Consider the following 15,993-nt stretch of genomic DNA (forward strand, 5'->3'; position numbering starts at 1 on the left):
GCGCGCGGGAATCACCCTGCCGAAGGCCCGGCCCGAGGACCCGGCCCGGGGACCCGGTCCGCGGGGCCGGACCCGAGGGCTCAGCCGTGCTGCCCGTGCCCGTGCTCCTGCCGGGGCATGCTCTGCGTCGCACCGGGGCGGGGCGGCATGGGTTGCGCCGCGGCCGTGGTCTGGGCGGCCAGATTGGCCGCCGCGGTGGTGGCCTCGAACTGGGGGTTGGCCGGGGCCGGCTTGCTGTCGTGCAGGCGCAGCGCCCCGCTGAAGTCACCGAAGGTCTTGCGCCGCCAGGTGCTGATCGGCGAGAAGGTGACCGGTCCGTGGCCGGACAGGCCGCCGGAGGCGGTGATCGTCTCGATGAACCGCAGCCCGGAGGTGTGGTCGGAGACCTCGGAGAAGATCCGGCCGCCCACGGTCCACGGCGACACGATGATGCACGGCACCCGGAAGCCGGCGCCGACCGGCAGGCCGCCGCCCGGGGTGGCCTTCGGCGAGGCCACGTGCACGAACTCCTCGGGGTACTTGTGGACCGACGGAACGGGCGGCGGGACGTGGTCGAAGAACCCGTCGTTCTCGTCGTAGTTCAGCACGAACACCGTCGAGTTCCACAGCTCCTCGTTGGCGGCGAGTGCCTCCAGCTTCGACGCGAGGTACTGCGCGCCGGCCGCGGGGAGGTTCGGCGGGTGCTCGTCGGCCTCACTGGGCATGTACAGCCAGGACACATCGGCGAGCACGCCGTTGGCGCAGTCCTCCTCGAACCCGAGTGTCGGGTCGGCCGCCGCGGTCGGACTGACCGGGTTGCCGATCCGTCCGGGCGTGCCGTCGCCGAACAGCGTGCCGCCGCTCATGACGGAGTTGTACAGGGCGGGCGGCAGTGTCGTTTTGTCCTGGAAGTTCGCGAACCAGGCGAACACGTTGAAGCCGCTGGTCGCGCCGGAGAAGTACGTCTTGACGCTGTACCCGGCGTCGTACAGGATCTCCGCCGCCGACGGGTAGCTCAGCGGGTTCGGCGTCACGGTCTCGAGCACCGGCCCGCCGAACTTGCCCTGCGGGTCGTTGGTGCCGGACATCCACACCAGCCGGTTCGGGTCCGTCGGGCCCAGGATCGAGCAGTGGTAGCTGTCCAGCAGGGTGAAGGACTCGGCGAGCGCCCAGTGGAACGGGATGTCCTCCCGGGTGTAATAGCCCATCGTGTAGGTGCCGTTGACCTCGCCGTCCGAGGCGAGGTGGGTGGACAGCCAGCCGTCCATCGCGCCCTGGTTCCACGACGCGTGCTGGTCGCGCCAGTCGTGGGACAGCGACGGGACCGCGGCGGCCCCGGTGCTGATGGTGGACATGTGGAACGGTTCCAGGTACCCGTCGGGGTTGGCCGGGTCGGGCTGCTGGAAGACCGAGTTGCCGTTCGGCAGCTTGATGGCGGTGCGGTCGCTGAAGCCGCGGGCGCCGGGGAAGGTGCCGAAGTAGTGGTCGAAGGACCGGTTCTCCATCATCACGTACACGACGTGCTTGATCTGGGAGAGGCTGCCCTTGGCCGGGCCGGCGGTCGCGGCCCGCGCGAGGTTCTCCGGCAGGAGGCCGGCCATGCCGGCGGCGCCGGCCAGGGCCGCCGCGCTGCTGACGAACCGGCGGCGGGACAGACCCGAGCGGGTCGAAGCGGTGCTGCTCATCGTCTCTCTTCTTCGTCTCGTGGCCGGGTCAGGACTTCGTGGGGGCCGACGGGCCCGCCGCGTTCCCGGACCGGGCGACACCGAGCACCTGCGCGACAGCGCTGTTGTGCGTGTCGGCGATGTACAGGAGGTGGGTGGACGGGTCGACCGCGACCGCGCCCGGGGTGTTGAGTTTCGAGGCGGTCGGCGCCGCGCCGCTGCTCTCCCCGCCCGCCGCGGCCGAGGAGTTGACCACGGTGGTGATGATCCCGGCCGGGGTGATCTGCCGGATCGCGTTGTTGAAGGTGTCGGCGACGAAGAGGTCCCCGGCACTGTCCACTGCGAGCCCCTGCGGGTCGTTGAGCTGCGCCGAGGTCGCCGCGCCGCCGTCGCCGGAGAAGCCGCCGAGGCCGTCGTGCGCCGTGCCGGCGGCGTGGTCGCCGGCCACCGTGGTGATGACCCCGCTCCTGGCGTCCACCCGGCGGATCACGTTGTTGGCCGAGTCGGCGATGTAGAGGTTGCCCTTCACGTCCAGCGCCAGCCCGGTCGGCTGGTTCAGCAGCGCCCGCGAGGCCGGCTTCCCGTCGCCGGCGTAGCCCGGCTTGTCGCCGCCGATCACCCGTACGACGGTCCCCTTCGAGGACACCTCGACCACCCGGTTGTTCTGGGTGTCGGCGATGAACACGTCGTTCGCCGGGTCGACCGCCAGCGCCGTGGGGTGGTTGAGCTGGAAGCTCCGCGCCTTGGCGGACTGCTTGCGGCCCGCGTCGCCGGTTCCGGCGAACCGCTGGATCACGCCGTCCGGGGTGACCTCGCGGACCACGTTGTCGCCGCTGTCGGCGATGAAGAGGTCGCCGTCGGCGTCCACCGCGGTGCCGGCGGGCTGGTACATGGTCGCCGCGTCGGCCTTGCCGTGGTCGCCCTGCTCGCCGTAGCCCTCCAGGGAGCCGGCCACGACCGAGGTCTCACCGTTCGTCAGCCGCGCCACCACGTTGTCACCGGTGTTCGAGACGTACACCGAGCCGGTGTCGACGGTCGTGAGCTCGGCCCGCACGTTGGCGGCGATGCTCGGCCCGTGCGAGGTGCCGGTGCTGCCGCCGGTGCCGGTGCCGCCGCCGCTGCTGACGGACACGCCCGCCGGGCGGTCCAGCGCGCCGGGTACGGCGTTGGGGACGACGGCGCCGCTGCCCGGGTCCACGTGGGTGCCGGTGACGTCGCCCACCGACGAGTACGGCATCGTCTGCAGGATCGGACCCGACGGCACCGCGGCCGAACCGACCGTCAGATTCAGGTTGTCGGCCGTGCCGTCGCTGTTGGCGCCGCTGCTGACACCGGCCGTGGCGACCGTGACGACGATCTTGTCGGTGCCGGCCGGCACCGTGCCGTACCAGGCCTGGTGGATCAGGCTGGAGACGTTGCCGCGCTGGGCGGCGGTGACCGGGCCGATGGCGCCCGAACCGAGGGTGGCGCCCTGGGCGTCGGTGAAGGTGGCGGTGACGGTCGCGTAGTCGCTCTGCGTCGAGTAGCCGCCGAGGTCGGCGGACAGCTTGAACGGCTGGCCGCCCGCGTCGAGCGAGCCGGCGTCGATCGACTGGGTGCCGGTGGTGGTGATGCCCGGGATCGACACGGTGCTGGGGTTCGTGCCGCCGTAGAAGACCCGGCTCCCGGTCACGCCCGGGTAGGTCGACGTACGCGATTCCTGGGTGCCGTCCGGCGGGTTCAGCGGGGAGGCGCTGGTCCAGCAGTCCGCGACGGTCTGGTCGTCGTCCAGCGGGGCGCCGAGTGCCGTCGCGGCGGTGTAGTCCTCCGCGCCGGGGTTCGCGATCAGGTTGGCGTTCAGCGCCGGGGTGACCTGGTCGGCCGGGCAGGGCGCCTGGTAGCTCTGGCCGACCGACTTCTGGCCGATCGTCAGGTTCAGGTCGTCGGCGACGCCGTCGCTGTTGGCGCCGCTGCTGACGGCCACCGTGATGACCGTGACGAGGATCTTCCGGGTGCCCGCCGGAATCGTGCCGTAGGTGCCGTCCGGGAGCAGCTCGGAGGTGTTGCCGCGCTGGGCCGTGGTGGCCGGGCCGATGCCGGCCACGCCGAGGCTCGCGCCGCCGGCGTCCTCGAACGTGGCGACGACCTGGGCGAAGTCGCTCTGCGTCGAGTAGCCGCCCACCTCACCGGTCAGCTTGAACGGCTGGCCGTCGGCCTTCAGCGAACTGACGTCGATGAGCTGGGTGCCGGTGGTGACGACGCCGGCCACCTGGACGGTGCCGGGGTTGGTGCCGCCGTAGAAGACCCGGCCGCCGGTCACGCCGGGGTAGGTCGACACCCGTGATTCCTGCGTGCCGTCGGGCGCGGCCAGCGGGGAGGAGCTGGTCCAGCAGTTCGCGATCGTCTGGTCGTCGCCCGCGGGCGCGCCCAGCGCGGTCGCCGCCGTGAAGTCCTCGGCGCCGGGGTTCGCGATCAGGTTGGCGTTCAGCGCCGGGGTGACCTGGTCGGCGGCCGGGCAGGGCGCCTGGTAGCTCTGGCCGGATCCGTTCGCGGCGATCGTCAGGTTCAGGTTGTCGGCGCGGCCGTCGATGCCGTAGCCGGCGCTGACGCCGGTGGACGCCACCGTGACCAGGACCTTCGCGGTGCCGGCCGGGACCGTGCCGACGGCGGCCTCCGGGATGAGGCTGGTGACGTTGCCGCGCTGGGCGGCGTTCACCGGGCCGAGGACCGCGGATCCGATGGTGGCGCCCTGGGCGTCCTCGAAGGCGGCGGTGACCGTCGCGTAGTCGGTCTGGGTGGTGTAGCCGCCGATCGCGCCTGTCAGCGTGAACGGCTTGCCGCCCGCGTCCAGGGTGCCGACGTCGATCATCTGGGTGGCCGTGGTGGTGATGCCCACGATGGAGATCTGCGGGGAGTCGTAGTCGTAGCCGCCGTAGAAGGCGCGGGCGCCGGTCTGACCGGGAACCCCCGTCGCCGCGGCGGACTCGAGGACGGCGCCGGGCGCGTCCATGGGGGACGAGGCGTCCCAGCAGCCGGGGACGTACTGCGGGTCGCCGTCCGGCGCGCCCAGCGCGGTGACCGCGGTGTAGTCCTCGGCGCCGGGGTTCTCGATCAGGTTGGTGTTCAGGGCCGGGGTGACCACGTCCGCGGCCGGGCAGTCCGCGGTGTAGCGCTGGCCGGTGCTGGCGGAGGCGGCGGCGCCGCCCATGACATCGGCTCCCGCGAGGCCGAGAGCCGTGGCCATGGCGGCGATCGCCGCCACGGCTCTCCAGCGGGCCTTGAGGTAAGGAATCATGCGCCCTATTGATGTAGAGGGCAACAGATTCTGTACGGACCCCGTCCGTCCGTACGGCGACCCGCATATGAACAGTCGTCAAGCGCGCGGTGGCAGCCGCCCGCAGCTCAGAACCCCAGCTTCCGCAGCTGCTTGGGATCCCGCTGCCAGTCCTTGGCCACCTTCACATGCAGGTCCAAAAACACCGGCGTGCCCAGCAGCGCCTCGATGTGGTGGCGGGACTTGGTGCCGACCTCCTTCAGGCGGGCGCCCTTGGGGCCGATGATGATGCCCTTCTGGCTGGGGCGCTCGATGTAGAGGTTGGCGTGGATGTCGAGCAGCGGGCGGTCGGCCGGGCGGCCCTCGCGCGGGATCATCTCCTCGACCACCACCGCGATGGAGTGCGGGAGTTCGTCGCGCACGCCTTCCAGCGCGGCCTCGCGGATCAGCTCGGCCACCATCACCTGCTCGGGCTCGTCGGTGAGATCGCCCTCCGGGTAGAGCAGCGGGCCTTCCGGCAGCAGGGGGATCAACAGGTCGGCCAGCAGGGTGACCTGGTCGCCGCCGACCGCCGAGACCGGCACGATCTGGGCCCATTCGATGCCCAGTTCCTGGCCGAGCCGGTCGACGGCGATCAGCTGCTCGGCGAGCTGCTGGGATTCGACCAGGTCGGTCTTGGTGACGATCGCCACCTTCGGGGTCTTCTTGATCCCGGCCAGCTCACGCGCGATGTAGGTGTCGCCCGGTCCGAGCTTCTGGTCGGCGGGCAGGCAGAAGCCGATCACGTCGACCTCGGCCCAGGTGGTGCGGACCACGTCGTTGAGCCGCTCGCCGAGCAGCGTGCGCGGTTTGTGCAGCCCGGGGGTGTCGACCAGGATCAGCTGCGCGTCGGGCCGGTGCACGATGCCGCGCACGCTGTGCCGGGTGGTCTGCGGCCGGCTGGAGGTGATCGCCACCTTCTGGCCGACGAGAGCGTTCGTGAGGGTGGACTTGCCGGCGTTGGGACGGCCGACGAAGCAGGCGAAGCCGGACCGGTGGGGGACCTGGGCGGCGGCGTCTGGGGTTTCGGCGGCAGGGATACGAGCGCTCATGGCGTCCATTCTCCCCGATGTGCGGCGGCCGCGCGGACGCCGCGGGCCGCCGCCCCGGGCCGAGGCCCCGGCAGCACACGCTGTGAGCATCCGGTAACACCGACGCAACATGAAACACGGCGGAAACCCGTACGCCCACATTCCGTAACGCGCACGCCCGACGCTCATGAACAGCCGCCGACCGAAGGGACCCCCTCGTGCTGCTCCTGTCCGCCGGCCCGCCCCTTGCCGCCGCCGCCCGGGCCGCCGGGGCCGTCGACGCCGGTGACACCGCGTGGCTGCTGACCGCGACCGCGCTCGTGCTGCTGATGACCCCGGGGCTGGCGCTCTTCTACGGCGGCATGGTCCGCAGCAAGAGCGTGCTCAACATGCTGATGATGAGCTTCGTGTCGATCGCGCTGGTCACGGTGGTGTGGCTGGTCGCCGGCTACAGCCTGGCCTTCGGGACGGACGCGGGCGGCCTCGGCCTGATCGGCAGCCTCGACCACCTCGGCATGAGCGGCATCGGGCCGGCCTCGGTCACCGGAGATGTACCGACCCTGCTCTTCGCCACCTTCCAACTCTCCTTCGCGATCATCACCGCCGCGCTGATCAGCGGCGCGGTCGCGGACCGGGCGCGGTTCGGCGCCTGGGTGGCGTTCGTGCTGGTGTGGACGCTGGCCGTATACGTACCGGTGGCGCACTGGGTGTTCGGCAAGGGCGGCTGGATCGTCGGCCGGCTGCACGCGCTGGACTTCGCCGGCGGCACCGTCGTCGAGGTGTGCTCGGGCGCCTCCGGGCTGGCGCTGGCCGTGGTGCTGGGGCCCCGGCTGGGCTTTCGCCGGGACTCGATGCGGCCGCACAACCTGCCGCTGGTGCTGCTGGGCGCCGGGCTGCTGTGGTTCGGCTGGTTCGGCTTCAATGCCGGATCCGCGCTGGGCGCCAACGGCTTGGCCGCCGCGGCCTTCTTCAACACCCAGGCGGCGGGCTGCGCAGGGCTGCTGGGCTGGCTGATGGTGGAAAAGCGCCGGGACGGCCACGCGACGACGCTGGGCGCGGCCTCCGGTTCGATCGCGGGCCTGGTGGCGATCACCCCGTCGTGCGGCAGCGTGAACGTGCTGGGCGCGGTGGTCGTCGGGGTGGCGGCGGGCGTGCTCTGCTCGTACGCGGTGAGCTGGAAGTTCCGCTGGGGCGTGGACGATTCGCTGGACGTGGTGGGGGTGCACCTGATGGGCGGCGTCGTCGGCACCCTGCTGATCGGGCTCTTCGCCACCGCGAGCATGACCGGCGGCCCGCGGGGCCTGTTCTACGGTGGCGGGCTCGGCCAGTTGGGGCGGCAGGCGGTGGCGGTACTGGCGGTCGGCGCGTACGCGTTCGCCGTCACGTACGGCATCGGGCGGGCCGTGGAGCGGGTGATGGGCTTCCGGGCCAGCGAGGAGGAGGAACGCACCGGACTGGACCTGACCGTGCACGCCGAGACCGCCTACGATCACGGCGTACTGACGCACGGCATGTCGGGCGGGGCCGCACACGCGGGCGCCACCCGCAGCCCCTCGCACGCCCAGGACAGGAGCCCACTGGCATGAAGCTGGTCACCGCCGTCATCAAACCGCACAAGCTGGACGACGTGAAGACGGCGCTGCACGAGATGGGCGTGCAGGGTCTGACCGTGACCGAGGCGAGCGGCTACGGCCGGCAGCGCGGGCACACCGAGGTGTACCGGGGTGCCGAGTACCGGGTGGACCTGGTACCGAAGGCCAGGATCGAGGTGCTGGTCGAGGACGCCGACGCGGACACGGTGATCGACACGGTGGTGGCGGCGGCCCGGACCGGGAAGATCGGCGACGGCAAGGTGTGGTCGGTGCCGGTGGACACGGCGGTCCGGGTCAGGACCGGGGAACGCGGCCCCGACGCGCTCTGAGCGGTTCGCCGGCGGCCGGTGCACCCCGCGGGACGGGTCCCGGTTCAGGAGCCGGCGGTCACGCCGGTCCGTACCTCGCCGTCCGGGCCGGCCAGGATCAGCGGGGTGTCCGGGCCGCCCAGATCGCCCACCGCGGCCCGGTCGGCCTCGCTGGGCCGGTCGGCCTCGGTGACCACCACCGCGGCCTCCAGGGACCGGGCGCCGCTGGCCACCGCCATCGCGACCGCGGTCTGCAGCGCGCTCAGCGTCAGGGACGGCAGGGTCACCGAACCGGCCACATAGGTGCGGCCGGTCTCGTCGCGCACCGCGGCGCCCTCGGCCACCGCGTTGCGGGCGCGGGCGGACCGGGCCAGCGTGACGAGCTTGCGGTCTTCGGGGTCGAGGGCGGGGGCGGCCTGCGCCGGGGATTCGCTCATGGCCGTGATCATAGGGCTGTCCGCCGGGGCGCTGCCGAGGGCGTCACGGCGGGTGCCGGTCACGCTCCGGGTGCGGACATGCGCGGGGAGTCGACCTCGCCTAGCCTGGGGCGCAGCAGTGATCGTTGGAGGAGGTGTTCCTGATGTTCCTGCACATGCCCCTCGTCATCGCGCTCGCCGTGATCGCCTTCTTCCTGCACCGGAAGGGGGCGATCAAACCGACCCACTCACTGGCCTGCGGCGCCTTCGGCTTCTACCTCGCCGACACCGGCTTCGCCGGCTCCATCCACGCGGCCAGCGCCGATCTGCTCGGCATGATCGGGCAGTTCGCCCTCTGACCGGGCCGACTCCGCGCCGCCGCTACGGTGCGTCCGCCGGCCGGACCGGCTCCACCAGCACGGTGCCGATGCGGTTGCGGCGGCCCTCCTGGGTCTCGGCGGTCAGGCGCAGGGCGGTGGTTTCGCGTTCGCCCGAGGCGTCCTCCGGGAGGGGGACGACGGTGCTCGCGCCCGGGATGGGGACGCGGCCGAGGGATTTGGCCAGCAGGCCGCCGACCGTTTCCACGTCGTCGTCGTCGAGCAGGACGTCGTACAGCTCGCCGAGATCGCCGATGTCGAGCCGGGCGGTGACCCGGTAGCGGCCCTCGCCGAGTTCCTCCACCGGCGGGGTCTCCCGGTCGTACTCGTCGGTGATCTCGCCGACGATCTCCTCCAGGATGTCCTCGATGGTGACGATGCCGGCCGTGCCGCCGTACTCGTCCACCACGACCGCGACGTGGTTGCGGTCCTGCTGCATCTCCCGCAGCAGGTCACCCGCGTTCTTGGTGTCCGGTACGAAGGCGGCCGGCCGGATCAGCGAGGACACCGGGTCGTTCTCGGCGTCGCGATTGATGTGCACCCGGCGGGCGAGGTCCTTGAGGTAGACGAAACCGACCACGTCGTCCTCGCTCTCGCCGGTCACCGGAATGCGCGAGAAGCCGCTTCTGAGCGCGAGCGTCATCGCCTGCCGGACCGTCTTGAACCGCTCGATCATGATCAGTTCGGTGCGCGGCACCATCACCTCGCGGACGATGGTGTCGCCGAGTTCGAACACCGAGTGCACCATCCGCCGCTCGTCGTCCTCGATCAGCGACTCCGACTCGGCCAGGTCCACCAGGGCCCGCAGCTCCGCCTCACTGGCGAACGGGCCGCGTTTGAAGCCCTTCCCGGGGGTCAGGACGTTGCCGAGCAGGATCAGCAGCCCGGGGATGGGGCCCATTACCCGGGCCAGCGGCAGCAGTACGTACGAGGCCGCGGTCGCCGTGTTGAGCGGGTGCTGGCGGCCGATGGTGCGCGGCGAGACGCCGACGGCCACGTACGACACCAGCACCATCACGCCGATCGCGACCAGCAGCACCTGCCAGGTGCGGTCGAAGTGCCGGTCGGAGACGACCGCGACGAGGACCGCGGCGGCCGTCTCGCAGGCCACCCTGACCAGCAGGGCCACGTTCAGATAGCGGGTCGGGTCGGAGGCGACGGCCAGCAGGTTGCCGGCGCCGCGGCGGCCCGAGCGCAGCGCCGCCTCGGCGCGGAAGCGGGAGATCCGGGCGATGCCGGTCTCCGCGCAGGCGGCGAACCAGGCAACAATGACCAGCAGGACAGCGGAGACGATCATGGGGTGGGTGCGCCGTCGCCGTCAGTGGGTGGTCGGGGCGGGAGACTCGCCCTCGATGCCGCGCTCGGCCCGCCAGTCGTCCAGGATCGTCTTCTGCAGGCCGAACATCTCGGCCTTCTCGTCCGCTTCGCCGTGGTCGTAGCCGAGCAGGTGCAGCACGCCGTGGATGGTGAGCAGCTGCAGCTCCTCGTCCATGGAGTGCTTGGTCGGCGCGTCCTGGCCCTGCTGCTTGGCGACCTCCGGGCACAGCACGATGTCGCCGAGCAGGCCCTGCGCGGGCTCCTCGTCCTCCTTGCCGGGACGCAGCTCGTCCATCGGGAAGGACATGACGTCGGTGGGCCCGGGCAGGTCCAGCCACTGCAGGTGGAGCTGCTCCATGGCGGCGGCGTCCACGGCGATCACCGAGAGTTCGGAGAGCGGGTGGATACGCATGCGCAGGAGGGCGTAGCGGGCGGCGTCGAGGACCGCCCGCTCGTCGATCTCCCAGCCGGACTCGTTGTTGACGTCGATCGCCATGATGGTTAAGCCGGTTACTTTCTCTTGGGCCTGGAGCCGTTGCCGTTTCTGGCGCTGCTGGTGCCGCCCGCGTTTTCTTCGGCCTGGGCGTTGTCGTACGCCTCGTAGGCGTCCACGATGCGTCCGACCAGCTTATGGCGCACCACGTCGGCGCTGGTGAGCCGGGCGAAGTGCACGTCCTCCAGATCGGACAGGATGTCCTGGACCTGCCGCAGCCCGCTCTTGGTGCCGCTGGGCAGGTCGACCTGGGTGACGTCGCCGGTGACGACGATCTTGGACTCGAAGCCGAGCCGGGTCAGGAACATCTTCATCTGCTCGGCGCTGGTGTTCTGCGCTTCGTCCAGGATGATGAAGGCGTCGTTGAGGGTACGGCCGCGCATGTACGCCAGCGGGGCGACCTCGATGGTGCCGGCCGCCATCAGCCGGGGGATCGAGTCCGGGTCCAGCATGTCGTGCAGGGCGTCGTACAGCGGGCGCAGGTACGGGTCGATCTTCTCGTAGAGCGTGCCGGGCAGGAAGCCGAGCCGCTCACCGGCCTCGACCGCCGGTCGGGTCAGGATGATCCGGTTGACCTGCTTGGACTGCAGGGCCTGGACGGCCTTGGCCATCGCCAGGTAGGTCTTGCCGGTGCCGGCCGGGCCGATGCCGAAGACGATGGTGTGGGTGTCGATCGCGTCGACGTACCGCTTCTGGTTGAGCGTCTTGGGACGGATCGTCCGGCCGCGGCTGGACAGGATGTTCTGGGTGAGCACCTGCGCCGGGGTTTCGGCGCCGGCGGTGCCGTCGGCGCGCAGCATGGCGACGGAGCGCTCCACCGCGTCCTCGGTCAGCGGCTGGCCGGTGCGCAGGACGAGCATCATCTCGTCGAAGAGGCGCTGGACGAGTGCCACCTCGGTGGCGTCGCCGGCCACGCTGATCTCGTTGCCGCGGACGTGGATGTCCACCGTCGGGAAGGCCCGCTCGATCACCCGGAGCAGAGCGTCCCCTGACCCCAGGACGGTCACCATGGGGTGCTTGGCCGGTACGACGAAGTGGGCGCGCGCCTGCTTCGGCGGCTGCGGCGGCTGCTTGGTCGGTGTCTGAGTCATGGGCCGGCGCTAAGGCCTGCTCATCCCGCTTTCTGATGATCGACGAACCCGGAAACCTCCGGGCTTCCAAGGGTACGACGTGGCTGCCGCCCGGGCCGAGGGGTTTAGCCCTTGCGAGGCATGCGCCTGCGGCCCGGGGCGGGCCCGCGGCCTCCTCCCGCCCGGCGGGGTGTCGGGGATGCCCCCGAGCGGGCCTTTTGCCCCCCGGCGGGAGGTCGCGACCACCGCGTGCCCCCGGCGGGAGGGGGTTGCGGCCGGCCCCTGTCGTGCGGGCGGGTGGGGGGTTGCCCGCGCCGTTCCCCGTGCCCCTTTGGGGCGGGGCGCGACCCGACCTCTGCCGTGCCGCGCGGGGCGGGGCTCGCAGGGGCGCGGGGAACGGCGCGGACCGGCACCCCGGGCGGCGGCACGCTCACGCTGCGGCCCAGAGGGGGCCGGCGGCAGGGCGTCAGGCGGGGCGGAAGCCGATGGTGGGGACCGCGCGGCGCAAGGGCCAGGGGCGGGTGGCCGAGGGCAGGAGGGATTCGAGGAAGGCATAGCGCCGCAGCGCCGCGCGGTCCCCCACCGCCTGACCGGCGTACGCCTTGACCTGCTGCCACCAGCCGGCGATCTCGATCCAGCCCGGCGCGGAGAGCGAGCCGCCGAATTCCTGGACGGACAGCGCCGCGCAGAGCGAGGCGAAGGCCAGGCGGTCCGGCAGCGGCCACTGCGCCAGCGTGCCGGTGACGAAGCCGGCCACGAAGACATCGCCGGCCCCGGTCGGATCCAGCGCGTCGACCAGCAGCGCCGGCACCTGCGCCGTCTCGCCGGTGGCGGAATCCACCGCGCAGGCGCCTTGCGCGCCGAGCGTGACGACCGCGAGCGGTACGCGTTCGGCGAGCTTGCGCGCGGCCTCGATCGGCGTCGCGGCGCGGGTGTACCGCATGGCCTCTTCCGCGTTCGGCAGGAAGGCCGCGCAGTGCCGGAGCCCCTCCAGGTCGGCCGGATCCCAGCGCCCGGTCTCGTCCCAGCCGACATCGGCGAAGATCTGGGTGCCCGAGGCGGCGGCGCCGGCGATCCAGTCGTGCTCGGCGCCCACGCCGGTGCGGCAGCCGAGCGCGGCGACCGCCGCCCGGGCCGGCGGCGGGCAGGTCGGTACCGCGTCCTCGGGCGGTGGCGCCTGGTGCCCGTGGCTGACCATGGTGCGCTCGTCCTCGTAGGCCATGGACACGGTGACCGGCGAGTGCCAGCCGGGGATGCGGCGGGACGGCGTGAGGTCGATGCCTTCGCCGCTGTGCAGGCAGTCCCAGCAGTAGTCGCCGTACATGTCGTCGCCGAAGGCCGCCGCGAGCGTGGTGCGCAGACCGAGTCGGGCCAGCGCGGTGGCCATGTTGGCGATGCCGCCGGGGCTGGACCCCATGCCGCGCGCCCACGACTCGGTGCCGCGTACCGGCGCGCTGTCCAGGCCGGTGAAGATGATGTCCAGGAAGACGGTGCCGGTCAGATAGACGTCGGCCGCCGGGTCCCCGGGTGTGCGCAGTGCGCCGAGCGGGTCGAGAACGGTCTGGTCGTCCATGCTCCACACTGTGCACGATGAAGGGGCGCTCGCGTCGGACAACGCCTCGCGCGAACGACCGGAGGACCGATCACCCGATGAGGCTGACGATTCTGGGCGGCGGCGGCTTCCGCGTCCCGCTGGTGTACCGCGCGCTGCTCGGCGACCCGACGGTGACCGAGGTCGTGCTGTACGACACGGACCCGCGGCGGCTGCGCGTGGTGGGCGCGGTACTGGACACCTTGCGGGCCGGCCCCTCGGGGGCGCCGGCGCCGTCCGTACGGCTCGCCGCCGATCTGGACGACGCCTTGCGGGGCGCGGACTTCGTGTTCTCCGCGATCCGGGTCGGCGGTACGGCGGGCCGGGTGCGGGACGAGCAACTGCCGCTGGCCGAAGGGGTGCTGGGGCAGGAGACGGTCGGCGCGGGCGGGGTGCTCTACGGCCTGCGGACGCTGCCGGTCGCGGTGGCGGTGGCCGAGCGGGTCAAGGCGGTGGCCCCCGGCGCATGGGTGATCAACTTCACCAACCCGGCGGGCATGGTGACCGAGGCGATGTCCCGGGTGCTGGGCCCGCGGGTGATCGGCATCTGCGACTCCCCGGTGGGCCTGGTGCGGCGGGCGGCCCGCGCGGCCGGCGCCGACCCGGACGCGCCCGGCTTCGGTTACGACTACATCGGCCTCAACCACCTGGGCTGGCTGCGCAGCCTGACCGCCGACGGCCGGGATCTGCTGCCGGGGCTGCTCGCCGACCCGGCGGCGCTGTCCGGCTTCGAGGAGGGGCGGCTGTTCGGCCCCGCGTGGCTGGCCGCGCTGGGCTCGCTGCCCAACGAGTACCTGCACTACTACTACTTCCGGCGAGAGGCCCTGGCGGCGGTGCGCTCGGCGCCGGCCACCCGGGGCGCGTTCCTCGACCGGCAGCAGTCGGCGTTCTTCGCGGCGGCGGACGCGGCGCCGGCCGACGCGTACGCCCTGTGGGACCGGACCCGGCGGGAGCGCGAGGAGACGTACATGGCCGAGAACCGCGCGGCCACCGGCGGCTGGGCACGCGACCCGCACGATCTGGACGGCGGCGGCTACGACCGGGTGGCGCTGGCCTTGATGCGCGCCATCGCCCGCGACGAGCGGACCGTGCTCATCCTGAACGTGCCGGGCGGCGGGGCGGTTTCCTGCCTCGACCCGGCCGCCGTCGTCGAAGTGCCGTGCGAGGTGGGCGCGTTCGGGGCCAGGCCGCTGCCGGTCGCGCCGCCGGACGAGCACCAGGCGGGCCTGATGCTGACCCTCAAGTCCGTTGAACGGGCGGCGATCGAGGCGGCGGCCACCGGCTCGCGCACGGCCGCCCTGCGCGCGCTGGCCCTGCACCCGCTGGTGGACTCCCCCGCCGTCGCCGACCGGCTGCTGACCGCCGCCGGCTGGTGAGGCCCGGCCGGGCCGGGCTTCAGCGGCGCCTGGGCACCGGGACGCGCATCAGGTCCTGGGCGACGGTGAGTTCGCCGGTGAAGCCCGCCAGGCGGGCCTGCCGCTCGAACGCGTCGGGGTCGGTGTAGCGCTGGGAGAAGTGGGTCAGGACCAGGTGGCGCACCCTGGCGTCCCGCGCGGCCTCGGCGGCCTGGCCGACCGTCAAGTGACCGTAGTCGGCGGCCAGTCGGACATCCTCGTCCAGGAAGGTCGATTCGATGACGAGCAGGTCGCAGCCGGCGGCGAGCACGGGGATCGCCGGGCAGAGCCGGGTGTCCATGATGAAGGCGAAGCTCTGGCCGGGACGCAGCTCGCTGACTTCCGCCAACGCCACGCCCCTCAGCCCGCCTTCGCGCTGGAGGCGGCCGATGTCGGGGCCGGCGATGCCGTGCGCGGCCAGCCGGTCCGGGAGCAGCCGGCGGCCGGCCGGTTCGGTCAGCCGGTAACCGTACGACTCCACCGGGTGGGACAGCCGCGCGGCGGACAGGGTGAAGGCAGGGGTGACGGCGATCGGTCCGTCGCCGCCGACCGGCGCCAGGCGCAGCTCGGAGGTCTCGTAGTAGGCGGTGGCGTACCGGAGCCGGTCGAAGAAGTGCTGCCCGCTCCCCGGGTAGTGGGCGGTCACCGGGTGCGGCACCCGGTCCAGGTTGATCCGCTGGATCACCCCGGCCAGCCCGAGCGAGTGGTCGCCGTGGAAGTGGGTGACGCAGATCCGCGTCAGGTCGTGCACGGCGATCCCGGCCAGCAGCATCTGCCGCTGGCTGCCCTCGCCGGGGTCGAACAAGATGCCCTCGCCGTCCCAGCGCAGCACATAGCCGTTCTGATTGCGCTGCCGGGTGGGGACCTGACTGGCGGTACCGAGGACGACGAGTTCACGCACGAGCGGGCTCCGTACGACGGGGGCTCAGTTCGGGTAGGGCTCGGATCGTCCGGCGCTCAGACGACCAGTCGCTGCAGGTCGCGCCCGCCGAGTACGTGGGCGTGCGCGTGGAAGACGGTCTGTCCGGCGCCGGCGCCGCTGTTGAAGATCACCCGGTAGCCGGAGTCGGCCACCTTCTCCTGGACCGCCACCTCGCCGGCTTCCCGCAGCACATCGGCGGCGGCCGACGGGTCCCCGGCCGCGAGCGCGGCGCCGTCCCGGTAGTGCACCCGGGGAATGACCAGTACATGCGTCGGCGCCTGCGGATTGATGTCGCGGAAGGCCACGGTCGTGTCGGTCTCCCGGACGATCGTCGCCGGGATCTCCCCCGCGACGATCTTGCAGAACAAGCAGTCGGCCTGCGGTTCTCCAGCCATGCCGTGGACGCTCCCCTCTCAGCACGTTCAGTGACCCGCATGGTATCGGCCTGCCGCCCGGCGTAGCGGTCGGCGGACCCGCGGTTTCAGGAACCGCGCCGGCCGGGCGGGCACCGGACCCCAGGGGCGCCGCAGCCCCCCGCCGGCCGGCG

General features: G+C 72.4%; 14 protein-coding genes. 4 read left to right on the top strand and 10 right to left on the bottom strand.

Annotated elements, in window-relative coordinates; translation table 11 throughout:
• Positions 1–80: 80 nt before the first annotated feature.
• The 3 genes from GA0115240_RS02745 to era form a co-directional block, all read right to left on the bottom strand.
• Positions 81–1,664, bottom strand: a complete 1,584-nt coding sequence (locus GA0115240_RS02745; RefSeq protein ID WP_093735040.1) for a phospholipase C — start codon at positions 1,662–1,664, stop codon at positions 81–83.
• A gap of 28 nt (positions 1,665–1,692) precedes the next feature.
• On the bottom strand, positions 1,693–4,917 hold the full coding sequence (locus GA0115240_RS02750; protein WP_141708698.1) for an NHL domain-containing protein: 3,225 nt from the start codon (positions 4,915–4,917) through the stop codon (positions 1,693–1,695).
• 107 nt (positions 4,918–5,024) lie between these two features.
• Positions 5,025–5,996: a GTPase Era gene (gene era / locus GA0115240_RS02755; RefSeq protein ID WP_370673261.1), complete on the bottom strand. Its 972-nt coding sequence runs from the start codon at positions 5,994–5,996 to the stop codon at positions 5,025–5,027.
• A 188-nt stretch (positions 5,997–6,184) separates the two neighbouring features.
• Between era and GA0115240_RS02760 the strand changes: the two genes are divergently transcribed.
• Both GA0115240_RS02760 and GA0115240_RS02765 read left to right on the top strand, forming a co-directional pair.
• Positions 6,185–7,552, top strand: a complete 1,368-nt coding sequence (locus tag GA0115240_RS02760; RefSeq protein WP_305110724.1) for an ammonium transporter — start codon at positions 6,185–6,187, stop codon at positions 7,550–7,552.
• Positions 7,549–7,887, top strand: coding sequence for a P-II family nitrogen regulator (locus GA0115240_RS02765; protein WP_093735042.1), 339 nt, complete (start codon positions 7,549–7,551; stop codon positions 7,885–7,887). The genes GA0115240_RS02760 and GA0115240_RS02765 overlap by 4 nt, the downstream gene beginning before the upstream one ends.
• 44 nt (positions 7,888–7,931) lie before the next feature.
• Here GA0115240_RS02765 and GA0115240_RS02770 read toward each other — a convergent pair whose 3' ends face one another.
• Positions 7,932–8,315, bottom strand: coding sequence for a cytidine deaminase (locus GA0115240_RS02770; protein WP_093735043.1), 384 nt, complete (start codon positions 8,313–8,315; stop codon positions 7,932–7,934).
• 131 nt (positions 8,316–8,446) lie between these two features.
• On the opposite strand from GA0115240_RS02770, the gene GA0115240_RS02775 reads away from it, so the two are divergent.
• Positions 8,447–8,641, top strand: a complete 195-nt coding sequence (locus GA0115240_RS02775) for a hypothetical protein (RefSeq protein WP_141708699.1) — start codon at positions 8,447–8,449, stop codon at positions 8,639–8,641.
• A gap of 22 nt (positions 8,642–8,663) precedes the next feature.
• Here the strand turns inward: GA0115240_RS02775 and GA0115240_RS02780 are convergent, their stop codons facing one another.
• The 4 genes from GA0115240_RS02780 to GA0115240_RS02795 form a co-directional block, all read right to left on the bottom strand.
• Positions 8,664–9,956, bottom strand: a complete 1,293-nt coding sequence (locus GA0115240_RS02780) for a hemolysin family protein (protein WP_093735045.1) — start codon at positions 9,954–9,956, stop codon at positions 8,664–8,666.
• A 21-nt stretch (positions 9,957–9,977) separates the two neighbouring features.
• The gene (gene ybeY, locus GA0115240_RS02785) at positions 9,978–10,472 is read right to left on the bottom strand and encodes an rRNA maturation RNase YbeY (protein ID WP_093735046.1); all 495 of its coding nucleotides are present in this window, start codon (positions 10,470–10,472) and stop codon (positions 9,978–9,980) included.
• Between the two features lie 14 nt (positions 10,473–10,486).
• Complete coding sequence (locus GA0115240_RS02790; RefSeq protein WP_237554548.1) at positions 10,487–11,560, bottom strand: PhoH family protein; 1,074 nt, start codon at positions 11,558–11,560, stop codon at positions 10,487–10,489.
• A gap of 445 nt (positions 11,561–12,005) precedes the next feature.
• Positions 12,006–13,112, bottom strand: coding sequence for a carbohydrate kinase family protein (locus GA0115240_RS02795; RefSeq protein ID WP_093735047.1), 1,107 nt, complete (start codon positions 13,110–13,112; stop codon positions 12,006–12,008).
• Positions 13,113–13,189: 77 nt separating this feature from the next.
• On the opposite strand from GA0115240_RS02795, the gene GA0115240_RS02800 reads away from it, so the two are divergent.
• A complete protein-coding gene (locus GA0115240_RS02800) occupies positions 13,190–14,506 on the top strand; it encodes a family 4 glycosyl hydrolase (protein WP_093735048.1) in 1,317 nt (438 codons plus the stop codon).
• Positions 14,507–14,525: 19 nt separating this feature from the next.
• Here the strand turns inward: GA0115240_RS02800 and GA0115240_RS02805 are convergent, their stop codons facing one another.
• Together GA0115240_RS02805 and GA0115240_RS02810 are read right to left on the bottom strand one after the other, a co-directional pair.
• Positions 14,526–15,425 carry a ribonuclease Z gene (locus tag GA0115240_RS02805; RefSeq protein WP_093735049.1) on the bottom strand — a complete coding sequence of 300 codons (900 nt, stop codon included), beginning with the start codon at positions 15,423–15,425 and terminating at the stop codon, positions 14,526–14,528.
• Between the two features lie 56 nt (positions 15,426–15,481).
• A complete protein-coding gene (locus GA0115240_RS02810) occupies positions 15,482–15,841 on the bottom strand; it encodes a histidine triad nucleotide-binding protein (protein ID WP_093735050.1) in 360 nt (119 codons plus the stop codon).
• Positions 15,842–15,993: the final 152 nt, after the last annotated feature.

This window comes from Streptomyces sp. DvalAA-14 (genome assembly GCF_900091855.1).
GTDB lineage: Bacteria > Actinomycetota > Actinomycetes > Streptomycetales > Streptomycetaceae > Actinacidiphila.

Coding starts and splice junctions, on each gene's coding strand:
- GA0115240_RS02795 (WP_093735047.1), bottom strand. CDS start 13,112: ATGGACGACCAGACCGTTCTCGACCCGCTCGGCGCACTGCGCACACCC.
- GA0115240_RS02775 (WP_141708699.1), top strand. CDS start 8,447: ATGTTCCTGCACATGCCCCTCGTCATCGCGCTCGCCGTGATCGCCTTC.
- GA0115240_RS02745 (WP_093735040.1), bottom strand. CDS start 1,664: ATGAGCAGCACCGCTTCGACCCGCTCGGGTCTGTCCCGCCGCCGGTTC.
- GA0115240_RS02770 (WP_093735043.1), bottom strand. CDS start 8,315: ATGATCACGGCCATGAGCGAATCCCCGGCGCAGGCCGCCCCCGCCCTC.
- ybeY (WP_093735046.1), bottom strand. CDS start 10,472: ATGGCGATCGACGTCAACAACGAGTCCGGCTGGGAGATCGACGAGCGG.
- GA0115240_RS02790 (WP_237554548.1), bottom strand. CDS start 11,560: ATGACTCAGACACCGACCAAGCAGCCGCCGCAGCCGCCGAAGCAGGCG.
- era (WP_370673261.1), bottom strand. CDS start 5,996: ATGGACGCCATGAGCGCTCGTATCCCTGCCGCCGAAACCCCAGACGCC.
- GA0115240_RS02750 (WP_141708698.1), bottom strand. CDS start 4,917: ATGATTCCTTACCTCAAGGCCCGCTGGAGAGCCGTGGCGGCGATCGCC.
- GA0115240_RS02780 (WP_093735045.1), bottom strand. CDS start 9,956: ATGATCGTCTCCGCTGTCCTGCTGGTCATTGTTGCCTGGTTCGCCGCC.
- GA0115240_RS02810 (WP_093735050.1), bottom strand. CDS start 15,841: ATGGCTGGAGAACCGCAGGCCGACTGCTTGTTCTGCAAGATCGTCGCG.
- GA0115240_RS02765 (WP_093735042.1), top strand. CDS start 7,549: ATGAAGCTGGTCACCGCCGTCATCAAACCGCACAAGCTGGACGACGTG.
- GA0115240_RS02800 (WP_093735048.1), top strand. CDS start 13,190: ATGAGGCTGACGATTCTGGGCGGCGGCGGCTTCCGCGTCCCGCTGGTG.